16 protein-coding genes and 1 CRISPR repeat array are annotated in these 19,147 nt (G+C 31.0%); of the genes, 13 read left to right on the top strand and 3 right to left on the bottom strand.

Going from position 1 to position 19,147, the window contains the following annotated elements; all coding sequences use genetic code 11:
* Nucleotides 1-169 precede the first annotated feature (169 nt).
* The 4 genes from ACZ42G_RS07575 (at nt 170) to ACZ42G_RS07560 (ending at nt 2,302) form a co-directional block, all read left to right on the top strand.
* Nucleotides 170-424: an HU family DNA-binding protein gene (locus tag ACZ42G_RS07575; RefSeq protein ID WP_464852133.1), complete on the top strand. Its 255-nt coding sequence runs from the start codon at nt 170-172 to the stop codon at nt 422-424.
* 334 nt (nt 425-758) lie between these two features.
* Nucleotides 759-1,046 carry a hypothetical protein gene (locus ACZ42G_RS07570; protein WP_464849887.1) on the top strand — a complete coding sequence of 96 codons (288 nt, stop codon included), beginning with the start codon at nt 759-761 and terminating at the stop codon, nt 1,044-1,046.
* Nucleotides 1,030-1,563: a sigma-70 family RNA polymerase sigma factor gene (locus ACZ42G_RS07565; RefSeq protein ID WP_464849885.1), complete on the top strand. Its 534-nt coding sequence runs from the start codon at nt 1,030-1,032 to the stop codon at nt 1,561-1,563. The genes ACZ42G_RS07570 and ACZ42G_RS07565 overlap by 17 nt, the downstream gene beginning before the upstream one ends.
* 70 nt (nt 1,564-1,633) lie before the next feature.
* The gene (locus ACZ42G_RS07560; protein ID WP_464849883.1) at nt 1,634-2,302 is read left to right on the top strand and encodes a glycoside hydrolase domain-containing protein; all 669 of its coding nucleotides are present in this window, start codon (nt 1,634-1,636) and stop codon (nt 2,300-2,302) included.
* Nucleotides 2,303-2,340: 38 nt separating this feature from the next.
* Here the strand turns inward: ACZ42G_RS07560 and ACZ42G_RS07555 are convergent, their stop codons facing one another.
* The 3 genes from ACZ42G_RS07555 to ACZ42G_RS07545 are packed head-to-tail and all read right to left on the bottom strand — an operon-like array spanning nt 2,341 to nt 5,184.
* Nucleotides 2,341-3,381: a WD40/YVTN/BNR-like repeat-containing protein gene (locus ACZ42G_RS07555; RefSeq protein WP_464849881.1), complete on the bottom strand. Its 1,041-nt coding sequence runs from the start codon at nt 3,379-3,381 to the stop codon at nt 2,341-2,343.
* A 58-nt stretch (nt 3,382-3,439) separates the two neighbouring features.
* Nucleotides 3,440-4,522, bottom strand: coding sequence for a homing endonuclease associated repeat-containing protein (locus tag ACZ42G_RS07550; protein WP_464849880.1), 1,083 nt, complete (start codon nt 4,520-4,522; stop codon nt 3,440-3,442).
* 23 nt (nt 4,523-4,545) lie between these two features.
* Nucleotides 4,546-5,184 carry a helix-turn-helix domain-containing protein gene (locus tag ACZ42G_RS07545; RefSeq protein WP_464849879.1) on the bottom strand — a complete coding sequence of 213 codons (639 nt, stop codon included), beginning with the start codon at nt 5,182-5,184 and terminating at the stop codon, nt 4,546-4,548.
* A 140-nt stretch (nt 5,185-5,324) separates the two neighbouring features.
* Here ACZ42G_RS07545 and ACZ42G_RS07540 point away from each other — a divergent pair, with 140 nt between their 5' ends.
* The 9 genes from ACZ42G_RS07540 to ACZ42G_RS07500 all read left to right on the top strand — a co-directional run bounded on the left by ACZ42G_RS07540 (nt 5,325) and on the right by ACZ42G_RS07500 (nt 18,751).
* A complete protein-coding gene (locus tag ACZ42G_RS07540; RefSeq protein WP_464852131.1) occupies nt 5,325-7,337 on the top strand; it encodes a VirD4-like conjugal transfer protein, CD1115 family in 2,013 nt (670 codons plus the stop codon).
* A 492-nt stretch (nt 7,338-7,829) separates the two neighbouring features.
* A complete protein-coding gene (cas6, locus tag ACZ42G_RS07535; RefSeq protein WP_192402393.1) occupies nt 7,830-8,516 on the top strand; it encodes a CRISPR-associated endoribonuclease Cas6 in 687 nt (228 codons plus the stop codon).
* A 17-nt stretch (nt 8,517-8,533) separates the two neighbouring features.
* Nucleotides 8,534-10,387: a hypothetical protein gene (locus ACZ42G_RS07530; RefSeq protein WP_192402396.1), complete on the top strand. Its 1,854-nt coding sequence runs from the start codon at nt 8,534-8,536 to the stop codon at nt 10,385-10,387.
* Nucleotides 10,371-11,318, top strand: coding sequence for a type I CRISPR-associated protein Cas7 (locus tag ACZ42G_RS07525; protein WP_464849876.1), 948 nt, complete (start codon nt 10,371-10,373; stop codon nt 11,316-11,318). Before ACZ42G_RS07530 ends, ACZ42G_RS07525 begins: the two co-directional genes overlap by 17 nt.
* 98 nt (nt 11,319-11,416) lie before the next feature.
* Nucleotides 11,417-12,166: a type I-B CRISPR-associated protein Cas5b gene (gene cas5b / locus ACZ42G_RS07520; RefSeq protein ID WP_349292238.1), complete on the top strand. Its 750-nt coding sequence runs from the start codon at nt 11,417-11,419 to the stop codon at nt 12,164-12,166.
* 161 nt (nt 12,167-12,327) lie between these two features.
* Complete coding sequence (gene cas3, locus ACZ42G_RS07515; protein WP_464849875.1) at nt 12,328-14,730, top strand: CRISPR-associated helicase Cas3'; 2,403 nt, start codon at nt 12,328-12,330, stop codon at nt 14,728-14,730.
* Between the two features lie 12 nt (nt 14,731-14,742).
* A CRISPR array of direct repeats spans nt 14,743-15,234; the repeat unit is 31 nt; unit sequence AGTATAACCGAAACATATGATGTATTGAAAT.
* 74 nt (nt 15,235-15,308) lie between these two features.
* Nucleotides 15,309-16,625 carry a ParB/RepB/Spo0J family partition protein gene (locus tag ACZ42G_RS07510; RefSeq protein WP_464849874.1) on the top strand — a complete coding sequence of 439 codons (1,317 nt, stop codon included), beginning with the start codon at nt 15,309-15,311 and terminating at the stop codon, nt 16,623-16,625.
* 4 nt (nt 16,626-16,629) lie between these two features.
* Nucleotides 16,630-17,871 carry an HD domain-containing protein gene (locus ACZ42G_RS07505; RefSeq protein ID WP_464849872.1) on the top strand — a complete coding sequence of 414 codons (1,242 nt, stop codon included), beginning with the start codon at nt 16,630-16,632 and terminating at the stop codon, nt 17,869-17,871.
* Nucleotides 17,872-17,962: 91 nt separating this feature from the next.
* Nucleotides 17,963-18,751 carry a S1 RNA-binding domain-containing protein gene (locus tag ACZ42G_RS07500; RefSeq protein WP_464849870.1) on the top strand — a complete coding sequence of 263 codons (789 nt, stop codon included), beginning with the start codon at nt 17,963-17,965 and terminating at the stop codon, nt 18,749-18,751.
* Nucleotides 18,752-19,147: the final 396 nt, after the last annotated feature.

The raw sequence follows: 19,147 nt of genomic DNA, 5'->3' as shown, positions 1-19,147 counted from the left end.
ATGCTCATTTGCATATAGCCGATATAGCTGTGCCGCAGTTGGCACACTGATAGGTTGCTGTTTGTATCGAGGTAGTGTATCTATGGTATGTATCATAGACCGAAGACGATACAGAAGGCACTGTATCAGAAGCTCTCCACTTCAGTGGAGATGAGGTTCACTCAGTAAAATAGCCGAAAAATCAGGCTTAACCAAAAAAGATTCTGAAAAGGCATTGGATGCTTTTATAAAAAGCGTTACGGAAGCGTTGCAAAAAGGCGATAAAGTGCAATTAGTAGGCTTTGGAACGTTTGATGTACATGACAGGGCAGAGAGAAAAGGCAGGAATCCGCAAACAGGAGAAGAGATAACAATACCAGCAACGAAGGCACCTGCGTTTAAGGCAGGAGCAGAACTAAAAAAGGCGGTATCAGGACAGGCATAATACCTGTCCATAATTTTTTTGTGAAAAGTATATTGACAAAAACAGAAAATGTGCTAAAATAAAATTAAGTTTTTTAGTCTACCTAGTAAGGGATTGAAACATTTTTACAAAAGTTTCAAAAATTATTTTTTAGTCTACCTTTAAGGTTGTATTAAAAATTTTTAGTCTACCTATGAGGGTGAAATAAGCCTTGCATATCCAAAAAGGGTATTGCAAGGCTTATTTCTTTTTTTTGTAAATATGTTAATTATACCTGCTGATAGATTTTTGCCAATAAAAAAGACTTACATTCCCTTGTTGGATTTGTAAGCCTTTTTTATTGGAGGTGATAACCTTGAATGATTTTTTCACCTATGCCACGTTAGGCACATTAGCAGGTACAATAACAGCAACGACGCTAATAGTACAATATATTAAAGATTTAAAACCATTTAAGCAAATTCCAACAAGACTTTTGGTCTTAATTGTGTCATTTATAATCATTTTAATAACATCATTAATAACAAAACAATTTTCTATAAAAGACATTCCTTTGTACCTCATAAATTCGTTATTAGCAGCAACATCAGCAATAGGAAGCTGGCATAGTATAACTGACATAAAAAATGGAAAACAGGTTTAGAGACCTTTTCCAGAAAGTACAAAAAGGCGATAAAGATGCCTTGTTGATGTTGATAGAACAATTTATGCCACTTATAAACAAATATAAAAGAAAACTAGACTGTGATGGATCTGAAACGGATCTGTTAATTAAATTTATTGAAATTGCAAAAAGCGAGAAAACGGTAAACATAATAACTGATGAGCAATTAATTGAGTATATAAAAATATGTATAAAAAACGAGTATATAAGACTGTCAAAAAATCAAAACAAAGTGCAAAAAAGCGAATTGTTAATATTAGATAATGATATGCCAGATAAAGCAAATATATATGATGAAATAGACATGAAAACAGTAGTTAGACAGGCACTAAATCAATTAACGTCGTTGCAGAAAGAAATAATAATACGAACGGTTATTAACAACGAAAAAGAGAAAGACATTGCAAAGGATTTAAACATTTCTCAACAGGCAGTGAATAAAGCAAAAAACAAAGCTTTAGAAAAAATGAAAAATTTTTTTGATAGGAGGTTGTAAAATTGATATAAAAACACTCTTTAATATATAGAGGGATAAATCGGCCGATAAATTCCTTCTAAAAAAACTAATGAAAGAAAGTGAGGTGAAAATGATGAGTTTACCATTTAGTGTAAAATTAATAGACCAAAGTGGAAATGGTTTTGATTGTGTAGCAACTTTAACTCAGGCTCAATTTACAACACTTAAAAACGCTGGATACTCTCATGCTTTGAGAGATTGTATAGGACAAACAGATGCTGCTTGGATATCAGATGTGACTGCTGCATTAAATGCTGGTTTGTCAGTAGCGATATATCAAGGCAGTTATTCTGGTATGTGGTCTGATTTGTCATTAGCATCAAGTAGAGCGCAACAAGCAATATCACGAGCAAAATTAGTTGATTATCCACAATATGGAACTATATGGCTAAATGTAGAAGATATTGGTTCTAACAGTCATCAACAAATTATTAATTGGATAAATACCTGGTCAAAAGCAATTAGAGATGCAGGATATGGTGCTGGCGTGTACTGTGGCTGCAATACTTTAACAGGTGATGAATATTATTATGATTTAGCGTATGTAACACATTATTGGGAAAACTGTAGTTCTGCTTGTCAGCAAGTATTACCAGTAAGAGGATATGAGATAAAACAAACAGCATGTAACAAGTCTATTTCAGGAATTATAGTAGATACTGATTATCTAACGGTTGATAATCTTGGTCAATATCCTGAAGGTATGATTAAAGCATAAAGTATAAAAAAGTGGGGTATAGTGAAATACCTCACTTTTTATTTTACTGAATTCGTAGACCAAGTGTTTCCTCCGTCATTTGTCACATAAGTTACAGTATGACCCTCAGATTTGCCATTATCCGTTCTATATAAATTAATATCTAATGTTCCGTTTTTATAGTCTTTAAACACGGGTACTGAAGCCGACACAATACAATACTTTCCATAGCCTTGTGGTGTAGGAACCGAAACTTTACTCCACGTATTACCTCCATCGCTCGTTTTATACAAGATCACATCCGCTGATATCGGATTTGAAACGCCTATCCATCCATTATTTGCACCATAAAATATCATATCAGTTGACGTTCCTACAAGTGGTAAACCTGAATAAGAATCTGATGAAGTAACATTAATTTTTTTCCACGTCTTACCTCCATCATTTGTTTCAAACAAATATTTAATTTGCTGTTCCGCTGCGCCATCAGACACTGCTAAGAGCCATCCTGTATTTGGTGTTACAAATTGGATTTTCGAGATGCTTTGAGCTAACTGCGGAAGATTATAACTTAATTTGTTCCAAGTTTTGCCTCCGTCAGTTGTTTTAAGCATATATAATTTCTCATTATTATAATTTATCCACGAAATCCAACCATTATCAGAGTCTAAAAAATATGGTTCCACATTTTCTACATAGGCGTCACTATATGCATCTTTTGGAAAAGTGTTTATAGGTAAAGTTATCTCAGTCCATGAATTACCTTTATCTGTTGACTTGAAAATCTGTAAATTCTCTAACGTTTTATGATTGTTTTTAAAAGACCATTTCCATTGTATATTAGTAATGGCAACATTAGAAGTTTTATTTTTGGCAGAATTTGTAGCTGAATTTTGATTTGTTTTTAAGTTTTTATTAGTTGTAACATTTTCGCTAACTAACTTGTTACTTTTATTTGAACTTATATTATTACTTTTAATAGTATCGCTTCCGCATCCACTTAAAAATAATGTCAAAACTAATAAACCTACAAATAATCTTTTCATGTAATCATCAACCTCCAACAAAAAACTTTTAACGATATTATACAAAAAAGGCAAAGGAAAAGTAAACAAAATTAAGAAAAATTTATAAAAATTTTAAGTTTATATAGAAAAATTAATAATTTTTTTTAAGTTCTTCTAACGCATTGTTCCATGTCTTAAAATGCTTGATAATAGTCTTGTATGAAGGCTTGAAATGTCCGCTATTGTACTCATTAATGCTCGGCAAATGTCCAAAGTATTGATAAGCCTCATTAAGTCCGTTAATACAATCATTTTTCGTATATTTGGTTCGGTCATTATAAGGTATATTTAAGGCTTTTTTAAATTTTGTAATACCGCCATGATACTCCACTTGAGACTTTGTAACCCCATGTTCAACCATCAGTTTCACATTTAATGTTCCATAAGCTTCATAAATTTTTTTTGCAATGTCTAAAATTTCTTCATCAGAAAGACCTTTATGTACTTCTAAATTAGGCTTGAAACCAGCTTTTTTCAAGGCATTATTCCAAGAACCAAAAACTTTTTTATAAATACGTGTCGAAAAATAAATGCTGTTTTTTGCTAAACGATCTAAGTCAACTGAAGAAGGAACGTGACCTAATAATTTGGCAACTTCTTTGAGTTCGTCAATAAGCTGTTCTTTTGATATCTTTCTTCTTATGGAATGTACAGAAATATAGCCATGTTCTTTTAAAAGATATGCAGGTGTCATACCAAAATGTTTGGTATATGTGTGAAAAGTTGGAAGTCCATACTTTGTAAATTCAAGCCTTTTTGGCACACGTCCTAATATCTTGCAAACTTCAATCAACCTGTCTAACATTTCATCATCAGATAAGGACTTAAAAGAAGCTCTGACAGGTACTTGAGCAGTCTTAAGAGTATTTGCCCAGGTGCCCCAGCGGTTTCTGAAAAGTTTTGGATCTCCAAATTGTTTAATAAAATCAGACACATACGGAGAACGTCCATTGGTTTCATAAAAATCCTTAATCCATCCTAACAAGTCATCATTAGAATAAAAATGTCGCCTTATAGGCAAGCCAGCTTTAATTAAAGCATTATTCCAGCTTCCAAAATGCTTTTTATAGGCGTCATAGCTGTACTTTTTCAAATCTCTTTTTACAGGCGTCCTGCCAAGTTCTGTATAAAGTTCTTTCAGATACTCAATAAGTTCCTCGTCAGAATATTTCATAGCCTACACATGCCTTTTACTAATTACCTTCCAAATACACGTTTCATTCCATCACGTGTAACAAGCCAGGTAGAGCCTGATTTACGGCATTCATAAGGCATGAAACGACCTGAAATACAGGCTTTTCTGATAGTAGACACACCTATGCCATAAAGTTCCGCTGCTTCAGCAACAGTTAACACACTATATAAAGCTTTTCTACCTTCATCAGCAATAATTCCGCCTTCTTCATCATAAAATATGCCTACAAAAGAAGCAAACGGAGAATTGCTCTTGTTTAACTTAAAGGCGTTGCAAATAGCCTCGTCGTCATAACGTCCTTCCCACTCAAGTGCATCTTCATCATCAGAAAAAACAATTTCCTCACCTTCCAGTTGTGCATCATGTACTTCATCAGGCTTATCAAAAAACCAAAATTCAGGATCGTCTAATAAATAATCTTCTATAATGTCATTTTCCTCAAAAAAACATTGCCCGTCATTAAAATATACAATATCAACAGGATCACCATACAAAAAAGCATGTACAATTGCATACATAGGCATATTGCCAAACGCTTTGGCGTTTTTATATTCTTCATATTCAGATTTTGACAATACACCTATTTCATTTTCAATTAAGTAATCAGCTAAATTAAGATCAGGCTTTTTAAGTTTTATCATAAATACCATCTCCTTAATTCGTTCTTCTTTAAATCTATTGTATCACGATTTCGTGAATAGGACAATATAAAAATAAACTTTTTGCGGGCTAAATGCCTGCTTTTTTTATGCAAAAAAAAATAAAGGAGTTGGTAAAATTGATGTTTAAAAACAAAATCACATTAGGCTTAATAGGTACTGTAACGTACCTTATAGCAAGCGTGTGGCTTTTAATGCCAATAGTCAAGTTATTTCAAATATTTGCAACTTTAAAGCTAGACCAAAATACAATAGACCTGTCAATAGTAAAACAAATGTATTTAAATCCATTATTAGACTTTAAATCACTGGCAGATGTAAACATGTTGAGGGGCTATTTCATTGCATTAATATTGCTTACCGCAGTGATAATATTTCTAATAGTTGCAGCAAAGAACAGTGCAATGAATAACGAAGGCGTAAAATACCTCAAAGATAATGGTACACATGGTACAGCAAACTGGATGACAGAAAAAGAAGCAAAAAAAGTTCTAGGTATAGGCACAAATGAAGGCTTAATATTAGGCAAAGTTAATGGTAAGACAGTAACACTTCCAAAAAAGACGTACTTTAATAGAAACGTAGCAGTATTCGGTGCCTCAGGTTCAATGAAATCAAGGTCATACGTAAGAACAAATATATTGCAGCTTGCGAAAGAAGGACAAAGCATAATAGTAACAGATCCAAAAGGCGAACTGTTCAATGATATGGCACAGTTTTTGAGAGATATGGGATATAACGTAAAAATATTCAATTTAGTGAGCATGACGCACTCCGACAGGTGGAATCCAGTAGATGTAATACAAGATGACATAGATGCACAGACATTTGCCGAAGTAGTTATATCAAACACAAAGATAGCAGGTTCAAAATCGGGTGATCCATTCTGGGACAGAGCAGAGCAGAATCTTTTAAAGGCACTTGTCTTGTACGTAGCAACAGAATATTCAGGACGTGAAAGAAACCTTGCAAGCGTCTATTCACTTCTGGCAAGTTCAGATCCAAAGCAAATAGACATGATCTTTAAAGGACTTCCTAACGGACATCCAGCCAAAATGCCGTATAACATCTATGCACAGGCAAACGATACAGTCCGTACAGGTGTTGTAATAGGACTTGGAACAAGGCTTCAGGTGTTTCAGAACAGGCTTGTACAAAGGCTTACCGAAGAAAGTGACATAGACCTTGAACTGCCTGGAAAAGATAAGTGCGCATATTTCTGCGTATCCAGTGACATGGACTCAACATTTGACTTTTTGGCAGGACTTTTCTTCTCGTTTTTGTTTATAAAGCTTATAAGGTACGCTGACATGAACGGAGGACACTGTGATCCTAACGTTTATTTCTTGCTTGATGAATTTCCTAACATAGGCGCAATACCAGACTTTACAAAAAAGATAAGTACAATGAGATCAAGAGGCATACACTCAAGCGTAATATTCCAGAACATAGCACAGCTAAAAAACAGATATCCGAATGACGCATGGCAGGAGATTATAGGCAACTGTGACACGAGACTGTTTTTAGGCTGTACAGATACGGCAACAGCAGAATTTGTGTCAGCATTATTAGGACAGGCAACAGTACAGTCACAGTCAATAAGGAAAAAAGCAGGCTTTGAAGGCATGTTTGACTTCGGAGACGTATCAATAAGCACACAAAAACGTGCTTTACTAAATCCTGATGAAATCTTGAGACTTGAACCTATGAGTGCACTTTTAATACTGCGTGGACAAAAACCGTTTAAGGTTGAGAAAATGGACTATACAAAGCACCCGTTATCAAAACAGATGAAGCCTATTCCAATAAGTGAATATAATCCTGAATGGGTACAGCAAGAAGGCGGAGACTACAGTCCTGTATGGGACATTAGAGTTAGAGAAAGGCTTTTAAAGAGCAAAGAAAAGCCTGATATTGAATCTGAAAATAAATCTAATACAAAACCTAAAAAAGAGACTAATACAGAACATGAGCAACTGACATTTTATGTTAATGATAAGCCTATTGCAAAAGAAGTGAAAGAGCCTGACGAGATCGTAAAAGAGACAAATATAGAGTCTGAAATGGAGTTTAAAACAGAAACTGACAATGAACCTAAACAAAAGCCTAAAAAGAAAAAGAAAAACGTATGGTAGGTATGCGCATACCTTTTTCTGTGCATAAGCGGGCGTTAATGCCTGCTTTTTTTATGTCTAAAAATTTTTAGAAAGGAGTTTTAATATGGAAAGTGGTTATGTTTTTTTGAATTAATGGAGATAAAAATAAAGCAGTTACGTTTTTGTAAACAACTGCTTTATTTTATACATAATATGTATCGGTTTTATTTTTAGCTTGATATAAAAGCATATCTAAATTTCAATACGTCATACGTATAGGTTGATTTGTATAATACAAAATAACATAAAAAATTATAAAATGCAATATATATTTGTTTGGAATGCTTAACCATCTAATATAAAAATTTTTTAAAGTATTTTATAAAAAGACACATGAAGAACAAATGGATTGTTATAATTAATAATAATCAGAAAAATTTTTATAAAAACACTTTACAAATTATCTATATAGTGGTAATATGTGATTAACAAATATAAAAGCATATCTAATGAAAAGAGGTGAATATTGCTATGGAGTATTATGAACTGGTTGTTTCATTTGTATTGGACCAAGAGCTTCCTTTTTTAAAAAGTTATGAGTTTATGTCCAACATTATTTCGCGATCATTTCTATATGACGAAAGATTAAAAAAAATGCATAAAGAAAATGCCTATAAATTCTATACTTTTTGCGGTTTGTATCCAATAGAGAATGACAAAATATATAAAAAAGAAAAAACATATAAAGTCAATATTCGCTCACTGTCACAGGAATTTATTTTAGTGTTGCCGGAATTGCTAAAAAAATCAAATAATAGCATAAAAATATTATCTACAGAAGTTAAACAATATAGTTATAAACCTATATCTCGTTTAATAACAGTTTCACCTGCGGTTGCTACAATTGCTAAAAATAGATATTGGACAAAGGAAGATGGCTTGTTATTTTTGCGAGAGCGAATATATGTGAATGCTATAAAAAAATATAAATCTTATTTTAAAGAAATGGAAGAACCTGATGATAATTTTATAGAATTTATACAACAAACTAATTTTAAACCAATAAAAGTTGCTTATAAAAATACAAGCCTGTTAGGAAATAAAATGATTATAGGAGTTAAATCTGATGAAATAAGTCAAAAACTCGCTTTTACAATACTAGGAGCTGGGTTGCTAGAAAAAAACTCTATAGGAATGGGGTATTGTATTGCTAAATAGAAAAGAGGTGGATCGCAATGTTTTATGATTTACTTGATATTTATTCTAAAAATAATTCAACTGGTAATATGGCAATTGATAATTATCGATTGGATGATGGACTATATATAAAAATAAATAAAAATGCTAAAAATGTTGATAGTTTATTAGTAGATAAAAATATATCAAGAGATAGTGAACTTTATAATTGGTTTAAAGAAGCAGATTATTACAGTAAATTGATAGAAATGAATAAACCAGTAGACCCTAAAAAGCAGATACATAGCAATAATATGTATTCATTATTTATAAAGCATAATAAACTTGTTATACCTGTTAAAATTTTCAGAAAAGAAAAAATAAAAAAATATAATATAATAAAATCAAAAAGAAAGTTTTACTCAAATAAAAGTATTTCAATATCTGATATTAAATTTGATGATATTTCGATTTCTCCAACTTTTAGAAGAAATGTAGATAGATATTTTGATTCATTAAAAAATATGGACGAAAGAAATTATAAGTTTATTAAATCTTTTGGTTTAAATAAAATAGATACTACTAAAGCTGATGAAAGTAAAAAGATTATATTAGATAATAGATGTCTAATTTTAAAAACAATAAAAAAACACAATATTAAAAAAGATATTTATATAAAAATTTTCATAGAAGGCGATATTAATAACTATAAAATAGAGAGTATAAGATATATAGCACCAAAAATTTTTAATACAAATGAGTATAATATTGATTTTAATAATGAAATATATGGTCTTTCGAATGTTTACATGGGGCTAAATCAAAAAAAGCCATTTTTAGAGCATAAAACAACCAGTTTTGCTGTCCCATTCAGAATAAAATTAAATGAAGCCTTAGAGTCCAGAGATATGGAGATATGGATTGAAAATCAATACAGAGATGATGGAAAGGCAATTACATCAGGGTATATTTCAGTAAAAGAAGAACAATTTGGATTTAACAGTGATATTAATGATCGTATGAGCTGTACTTTTATAAAATTTGAAAAAGGAGCTGATACTCAAATTATTGATTACGACTTTTTACCTGGTGCAAATAATAAAATTAAACCTTTTAAACTTGAAAATTACCTAGAACTAGATTTAGAATATTTTAATGCTGAATCAATTTCAGATAGAAAAAAGCTGGAAATGTTAATAGATGACTGGCTATATAACAAAAATCTCATTAAAAATTACTACAATGAAAAGCCAAAGGCTAATAATTTTTTTTCAGCACGTCAAGTAGATCTATTAATAATATCCAGAGATGCAATGCATAATTTTTTCAGGAAATCAGATGACAATGCTTTAAAATCTTGTATAGATAATGTATCTTTAAGGCTCATAAAGGAAGCTGTTTTGCGAAACCAATATAAAATTATTGAGAAAACTAATATAGCTAAAGCCATAAATTTAAGGCTGGCACTTTTAAAATATTTTAAAGTGGAGGGTAAAGAAGATATGGGAGATAAAATATTGTATTCCTTAAATACAATAAAATCAAAAATTTTGAATGATTCAAAAGAGCAGATTGTAACATGTGACTCAGATGAAGAATTTTATTTTGGATTAGGGCAATTAGTCAGATATTTAACATCACAAAGTCAGGCTGAAAAAATAAATTACAATATAATAGATCCAATTTTAAATGCGAGAGATTATACTAAAATCAAAGAAGAAACCATCAACTTAATAAAGAAATATAGTCATGCGTTAAATGTTAAATCATTAAGACTTAATAATTTAATTTCCATGTTAATGGGATATGAGCCTGAGAATAGAGATGTAATTATAGATGCTTTTTTAGCAGGATTTGCATCAAAAAATATAATATATTCAAAAGGAGAGGATCACAATGGAAATGAAAAATAGAGTTTATGGAGTAGTTGGAATTAAAAGTATAATGTCAAATTGGAATGCTGATTTTACAGGGAGACCAAAAACTACGTCAAGTGGAGATATTTTTGGAAGTGATAAAGCATTTAAATATCCTATCAAGAGGATGTGGCAGGCTCAGGGTGAAAAAGTTCTTTATATTAAATCATATAAAATTGAAAGTAAAGGGAAAACTGAAGGGTCAGAAAAACTACAGCCAAGGGACTTAAACGAGCGGTATGAATATATTTTTAATGCAAAACTAGATAATAAAACACCTTCAAAGGAGGTATTAAAGAATTTATTTTCTGCTATTGATGTTATGAATTTTGGTGCAACTTTTGCTGAAAAAAATCAAAATATAAGCATAACCGGGGCAGTACAAATTGGACAAGGATTTAATAAGTATAAGGACACTAATATAGAAACACAAGATATACTATCTCCTTTTAGAAATTCATCAGATGAAAAAGAAGAAGCACTTGCATCATCGCTTGGTAATAAGATTGTAGTAGATGAAGCGTATTATCTTTATTCATTTTCAGTAAATCCGAGAAATTATGATGATTTTAAAGAATTAGGAATTGAAGGATTTGAAGGTTACACACGTGAAGCATATGAAAAATTCAAAAAAGGTTGTTTGGTGGCAGCGACTGCTTTTAATACAAATAGTAAAATTGGCTGTGAAAATAATTTTGCACTTTTTATTGAATGCACGGAAAATAGTGAGTTGTACTTATCAAATATTGATCAATATATAGACTTTAATAAAGAAGAAAACAAATATAAAATAAGTTTGGACAGGCTTAATAAGATTTTAAAAAATAAATTAAATGAAATTGATAAAATAGAAATTTATTATAATGATATTGATACTTATATAGACATTGCGGATTTGCCTTGTAATATACACAGCATATTTGACTAAACCATCATGTCAGGCTTGGAAGAATTTGTTACTAATGTCTAAACTAGCAGATTAATGTTTACACAGGACAACATATAAAAAGATTCGAGGTGATATAAGTGTCAATTAATACTTTAAAATTTGATTTAAAAGGAGATATGGCCTTCTTTAAAAAACCTGATATAAATATTAGAACGTATTTAACATATAATAATATACATAAAGTCGCAATATTAGGAATTCTTGGTGCTATAATAGGACTTAAAGGATATAGAAATGAGAAATTATTTGGTAAAGATAAAAGAGTATATCCTGAATTTTATGAAAAATTAAACGGATTGAAAGTTTCGATTATACCTAATTCCGATAAAGGATACTTTCGTAAAAAAATACAATATTTTAATAACAGTGTAGGTTATGCCTCTAAAGAAGAAGGCGGTAACCTGATGGTTTATGAACAGTGGATTGAATATCCTAATTGGACTATATATTTATGGAATGACGGATCAGTTGAAACAAGTATTTGGGAAAAGCTTGAAGATTATATGCTAAAAGGGAAGAGTGTTTATATACCTTATTTAGGGAAAAATGATTTTCCTGCAAATATAGACAAAGTAGAAAAAGTAAAAATGGACAAGTGCGGAGGAAATTTTATTAATTCAGTTTTTATTGGTGAATTAGATTATTTAGATGATGAAGAAACGTTAGATGATGAACCTGCCTATATATTTACTGAATATGCGCCTATTGGTATGGTAGAAAATTATAATTTTTATGATTTAAAACGTACAATTTATACTAATTGTATGGTTATTAAGCCTTTAAAAGATGTTTATACAGATGGTAAAAAAGTGATCAGTTTCTTTTAGAAGAGACAGGTATAACCGAAACATATGATGTATTGAAATTATACAACAATATGACAGATGGAGACGATGCAAAGCGTGTAACCGAAACATATGATGTATTGAAATGCTTCTTTTAGAAAGGACAGTGAATTAGATTGTACAAGCTTCTTAATGTTGAACATTTGATAAATGATAAAAATATATGGGCACATACCAGTGAAGTAAAAAGAAGCGAAACTCTTGAAGAACATAGCAAATTATGCTTAAAATATTACAATAAATATTGTGAAATAAAGGGTATAGAAAATATTGTCTTAAACACAATAAAAGCTTGTGGATGCGATGATTTGGAAATATATAGTATATATAATATGTTTGTTAATGCAATTTACCTTCATGATATTGGTAAAATCAATCCGTATTTTCAGAATAAAAGATTAAAAAATCCTAACTATAGAGATGTTCATAATTTAAAAAATGCTAATACGAATCATTCTCTTCCATCTGCATATATTTATATGTGTGAAACAATGCCGTTTATTGAGCAGCTAGATAAAAATAGTAAGAAAAAATTTACAATTTTTATGTTTTCTTTTGCATATAATATATCAAAACATCATGGATATTTAAAAGATGCTGTTAATTTTAAAGATGATATAATGAATTGCTCAATAGAAGACTATTATAATAAAAAACTTAATTTAGATAAAAACAGTATTCTAACAATAAATGATGGATACAAAAGATTGAAAAAATATATTTCAGATGAAATTGCATTTTATATTTTAAGCAAATTACATTTTTCTTTACTAGTTTCATGCGATTATTGTGCTACTTCAGAGTATATTAATGGACGAGAAATTGAAATAGAAACTATAAAAAATATTGACGATTTTTCATGTAAGTATTATAATTCAGAAATTTACAAAAACATAGAAAAATACAAATTAAACAAGGGGTATTTTGCAGATAATCCAATAAATGCATTAAGAAGTGATTTATTTATTGAAGCACAAAAAAGCCTTGAGGAAAATCCCGATGGGAATATATATTACTTAGAAGCACCAACTGGTTCGGGGAAAACTAATAATTCAATTAATTTAGCTATTAATATAATTAAAAGAAATCCATCTATAAATAATATTTTTTATATTTTTCCATTTAATACGCTTGTTGAACAAACTGCGGAAGTTTTTGAAAGGTACTTTAAAAAAGACAAAGATTTTGCAATAGTAAACTCAATTACGCCAATTGTGATAAAAAGTAATGAAGAGACAGATGAACCAGACTATGAATATTCTTATTTGGACCGTATTTTTAATAACTACCCTGTTGTAGTTACTTCACACGTAAATTTTTTTAATATGCTTTTTGGGATTGGAAGAGATCAAGTTTTTCCTCTTACGAAATTATGTAACAGCGTGGTTGTAATTGACGAAATACAAAGTTATAAAAATGACATCTGGAGACATATTATTATATTTTTAAGCAAGTATGCACAATTATTAAATATAAAGATTATTATAATGTCAGCTACGTTGCCTAAATTAGGTATGATGTTAGAAGACGAAAATATCCGATTTGTTAGTTTAATTAAAAACAGCGAAAAGTATTTTAAAGACCCTCTTTTTAAAAATAGAGTGGAACTTGATTTTTCACTATTGCAGTTTGGTAAGATAAGTCTTGAATATTTAGCTGATAAGGTTAGCGAATATAAAGACAAAAAAGTTTTAGTTGAATTTATACGTAAGGAAACTGCTCATGATTTTTATAAAATTATTAAAAATATTAATAATTTAAATGTTGTTGAACTTACAGGTGATGATAATGCGATTTATAGAAAAGAAGTTATTAAGAAAATAAACAATGAAAATACAAAGAGTATAATTGTTATAGCAACACAAGTCATTGAAGCCGGAATTGACATTGATATGGATATCGGATTTAAAGATATAGCTATTCCAGATTCAGAAGAACAATTTATAGGAAGAATAAATCGGTCATGCAAAAAAAAGAAATGTAAAGCGTTCTTTTTTGATTATGATAATCCTGCTATGATTTATAAAGACGATATACGTGTAAATTTTCCTATAACAAATATAGATATAATGGCAAAATTTCAAGATAAAAATTTTGAAAGTATTTATGAATTAATATTTAAGGTTTTGAAAGTCAAAAGTGATAGATTAAATAGAGATAACATAAAATATTTATTTGAAGATTGTATGTTAATGAATTATAGAAAAATATCAAAAATTATGACTTTGATTGAAGGAAATGTTCAAGTATTTTTAGCACATAGAATTAAAACGGAAAATGACATAATTGATGGTAAGGATGTGTGGAACGAATACAAGCAATTGTTAAAAAATAGTGATATGCATTATGCTGAAAAAGCTGTAAATATATCACGATTAAAAGAAAAAATGTCATATTTTACGTATAATGTTTGTGGAAATATTGAAATAAAGTGCGATGAAGAGTTTGGAGGTTATTACTATATAAATGATGGTGATAGATTTATTGATGATGGAAAATTTGACAGAAAGAAATTTTCGAGTACTATGGGAGGTATGTTTTTATAATGATAACTGGAACGTATAACCAAAACATATGATGTATTGAAACAAAGGAGATTTATCGCAAAAAGATTTTTCAATAAAAGTATAACCGAAACATATGATGTATTGAAATGTATACCTACCCTTTTATTAGTGGTATCTACATCTAGTATAACCGAAACATATGATGTATTGAAATATCGCTATGGATAAAGCAATCATTACAAGAGAAAAAGTATAACCGAAACATATGATGTATTGAAATGAAACCCAAAAGCCTGTCTTGCTGTCAGGCAGATTTGTATAACCGAAACATATGATGTATTGAAATAATTATTATTATTTTATTTTATACCTGTACTACCAGTATAACCGAAACATATGATGTATTGAAATAAGGGAACATACAATTTTAAAAAGATGACAGCCGAAGGTATAACCGAAACATATGATGTATTGAAATAAGCCATTTGTGAAACCTTCTATCCAAGCTTCTGCGTATAACCGAAACATATGATGTATTAAAATAAATAATTTTTTAAACAGGCTTAATGCCTGCTTTTTTTTATGCATGAAAAAATTTTAAGAAAGGAGTTTTTGATATGGAAAATGAACTTAACAGAGTGACTGAAATGTTGGACGTTAATTTGCTTAAACCGCACCCTTTAAATAAAGTCTATTTTGATGACATAGAAGGACAGGCATGGCTGGACTTTCTTGAAAGCGTGGAAACAAGCGGAATAATAGAACCTTTAATCGTAACAAAGGACTATAAACTTGAATTTCTTGATAACGAATTTGAAAAGGAAACGAGTAAGAACATTACAGAAAAAACAAAAGAAGAATATTCTGATTTAGAAAATTATTATATAGTCGTTTCTGGACACCAAAGACTTCGTGCAGCGAAAGAATTAGGTTTTAAAAAAATATCATGTGTAATTAGAGAATATGAAGAGAAATATGGAATAACAACAAATGATTGGATAACTAAAGAACTAATTGAAACAAATTTAAGACAACGTGGTAAAGGTAATCTCAACGATATGAAATTAGCGAAATGTTTAGCAAAATTATATGAAATTTACGGAATTAGGAAAGGAAGACCTAAAGAAAATAATAATAGTCTAACAGAAAAATCGGAAATAATTTCCGAAAAAAAATACCAAAAATATTTAGCAGATATGCTTGGAATTTCAGAACGACAATTAAGAAACTTATATAGACTTAATAACCTGATTCCAGAACTCCAACAGCTTGTAGAAGAAAAAAAGCTAACAACAACAGAAGCAATGCAGCTTGCATTGCTCGATGAGGAAGTACAAAGCAAACTCTATCACGTTTTAGGTGATGACATAAACAAAATGACAGCAGAACAAATAAGAGAAATAAAAGAAGAAGCTGAAAGAGACCAGCAGTCACTTCTATCAAAAATAAACGAACTTGAAAAAGCATATAAGGCAAAAGAACTTGAATTAAAAAACAAGGAAAATGAAATAAGCCAAAAAGAAAATATAATTAAACAGTATGAATCTGCAATAGAGCTTAATAAAAAACGCTTAAAAGAGCTTGAAAATAGGACTGTTGAAAGAATAGAAGTAATACCTGACAGCGTAAAACAGGAACTTGAAAAACTTAAAAAAGCACAGATTGAGTCTGAAGAAAGATTTAAAGAAACATACAATGAACTTTTAAGTTTAAGACGTGAATATGAAAAACTTAAAAACAGCAAGATTGAAATAAAAGATAACAAAAAAATAAAAGACGCTATAAAGCTTCTTAATGAAGTGCATTTAAAGCTTATGGAAATCAATCCTGAGGACATAAAAGAGTGTGATCCTAAAACTTTAGAGGACTTTAAAGATACTCTTTCAAACGTCAGTGAAACTATGGAAAATATTTTGATGTATGAAATGAGGTGAACTTGTGGAAGTACTGCAAAAAATACTTGGCGCAGGAGGAAAACTGTATCAGGTTGGCGGTTGTGTTCGTGACAGCCTGATGGGAATAAAACCGCATGATATAGACTATTGCATAACAGGACTGACAGTAGAAAAAGTCTTAGAATTATTTCCTGATGCAGAAATAACAGGCAAAGACTTTCCTGTGTTTAGAATTAATGGAGACGAATATGCTTTGGCACGTTCTGAAAAGAAAAACGGTGTTGGATATAAAGGTTTTGAGATATATACTTCTCCAGATATAACAATAGAACAAGACCTTGCAAGACGTGATCTAACTATAAATGCAATGGCAAGAGATATGGAAACAGGCAAAATAATAGACCCGTATGGAGGACAAAGAGACCTGAAAAAAGGCATAATAAGAGCAACAACACCAGCCTTTGCTGAAGATCCGTTGAGAGTATATCGTGCTGCAAGATTTTCGGCGAAATACAACTTTCACATAGAGTCAGATACGCTGAAAATGATGCATACGCTTAAAGACGAACTAAAAACACTTCCTGCTGAAAGAGTCTTTGAGGAAACAAGAAAAGCACTTAATACAGACACACCATCAAGATATTTCAGAGCATTAGCACAGGCGGATGTCTTGGACGTGCATTTTAAAGAACTTAACGACTTGCGTGGCATACCGCAGCCTGAAAAATACCACCCTGAAGGAGACGCTTTTGAGCATACAATGCTTGTGTTAGACAGAATGGCAAAAGAAACAAAAAGTGAAGAATTGAGATTTTCGGCATTGGTTCATGATTTTGGAAAAGCAACAACTCCAAAAGAAATCCTTCCTCATCATTTTGGTCATGACAAGCGTGGTCCCGAACTTGTGAAAAGTTTTTGTGATCGTATAAAAGCACCAAAGACATGGGGAAAATGTGGTATCGCTGCTGCGGAATATCACATGCAGGGACAACGCTTCATGGAAATGCGTCCAGGCAAAAAAGTAACTTTTTTGGAAAACATAGACAAGACACCTCTTAAGGCAGATGGCATTGCAAAAATAATAGACGTAGATACGTCACATAAAGCAAAAACAAAATATATCAAAAAATATTCAGAAAAAATGTTTTCTGAAATAAACGGAAAAACAGTAAGAATCAATGCAAAAGGACCAGCATTTGCTGAAAAGCTGCATGAAATGCGAGTACAATGGATGGCAAAAATGGTACAGTCAGAAACAGTACTGCAATGCTACAAAAACAACTAAGGTATGCGCATACCTTTTTCTGTGGATAAGACAGGTTTAACGCCTGTCTTTTTTTTATGTCCAAAAAAAATTTTGTAAAGGAGAGATGAACATGATAGACGAAAGATGGCAAGACATTTATGCATCAAGACAGACAAACAAAATCTTGACAGGTGAATTAAGCGCAATTGAAAGAGTAAAGATAGGAGGTGACGAAGCAAAGGAATGCGCAGTGGTTTTTTATAATGGCGCAAAGGTACTGATTCCATTTGAAGAAATGGGATTGCCAAGAGAAAACATTACAATAGTACGTTCAATGATAGGTGCAGAAATTGACTTTGTTGTACGTGGCATTGACACTGACAGAGAAATAGCAGTAGGCTCAAGGAAATTTGCAATGGCATTAAGAAGAAAACTTGAACTGCCAAAACATAACGTAGGTGACATTATACAGATTAGGATTGACGCAGTTGGTAAAAACAGTGTAATAGCTGAAGCTTATGGCATAGAAACAAGGATACCAAAAGAAGAAATAGACTATGGCTATATAGATCGCATTAATGATCTTTTACAGGTCGGTGATAAAGTACAAGCAAAAATAACAGAATTAGATCCTGAACAAGGCATAGTGAAAGTTTCAATAAAAGAAACAAAACCTAATCCATTCTTAACAGTAGGCACAAAATACGTAAAAGGAGGTGAATATTTAGGTACAGTAAAAGGCGTAAAAAGATATGGCTATTTTGTAAATCTTGAACAAGGTATAGACGTTTTATGCCCCAACACGTATTGGAAAGATGTGCCTAAACGTGGTGACAAAGTGACAGTACGCATAACGTACATTAACAAAAATAAACAGTATGTAAGCGGAATATTAAAAAGAATCATTAGAAAAGCTTAATTGCAGGCGTAAAGCCTGCTTTTTTTTGTAAAACGTATTGAGAACAATTATCAGTTATTTTTTAAAAAAACTATTGATTTTTTTAAATTTTGTGATTATACTAAATTAGAAAATCTAATGTTGAGATCAGCATAAAAACGTAGGTATCTTTCCAACAAAGGTTGCCTATACTGTACCGTTCATTTACAGTAATAGGCGTAAAAGAAAGACCTAAGAACGGTTGCTGATTAGACATTAGCGGTGGCTCAATCGCACCGATAAGACGGAGCTTTAGGTGCAGTGCAGATTAATAGGGCTCGTTTTCACGGGCGTCTGTACCTAATATAAAGGTGGAATGGCACTTCACCGTGCATGTTTGTTGGTAGCTTGCACAGCCCAACGTTTCAACTACACGAG

It is taken from the genome of Thermoanaerobacterium calidifontis (assembly GCF_055381745.1).
This window is presented reverse-complemented; position numbering and strand designations above follow the sequence as displayed.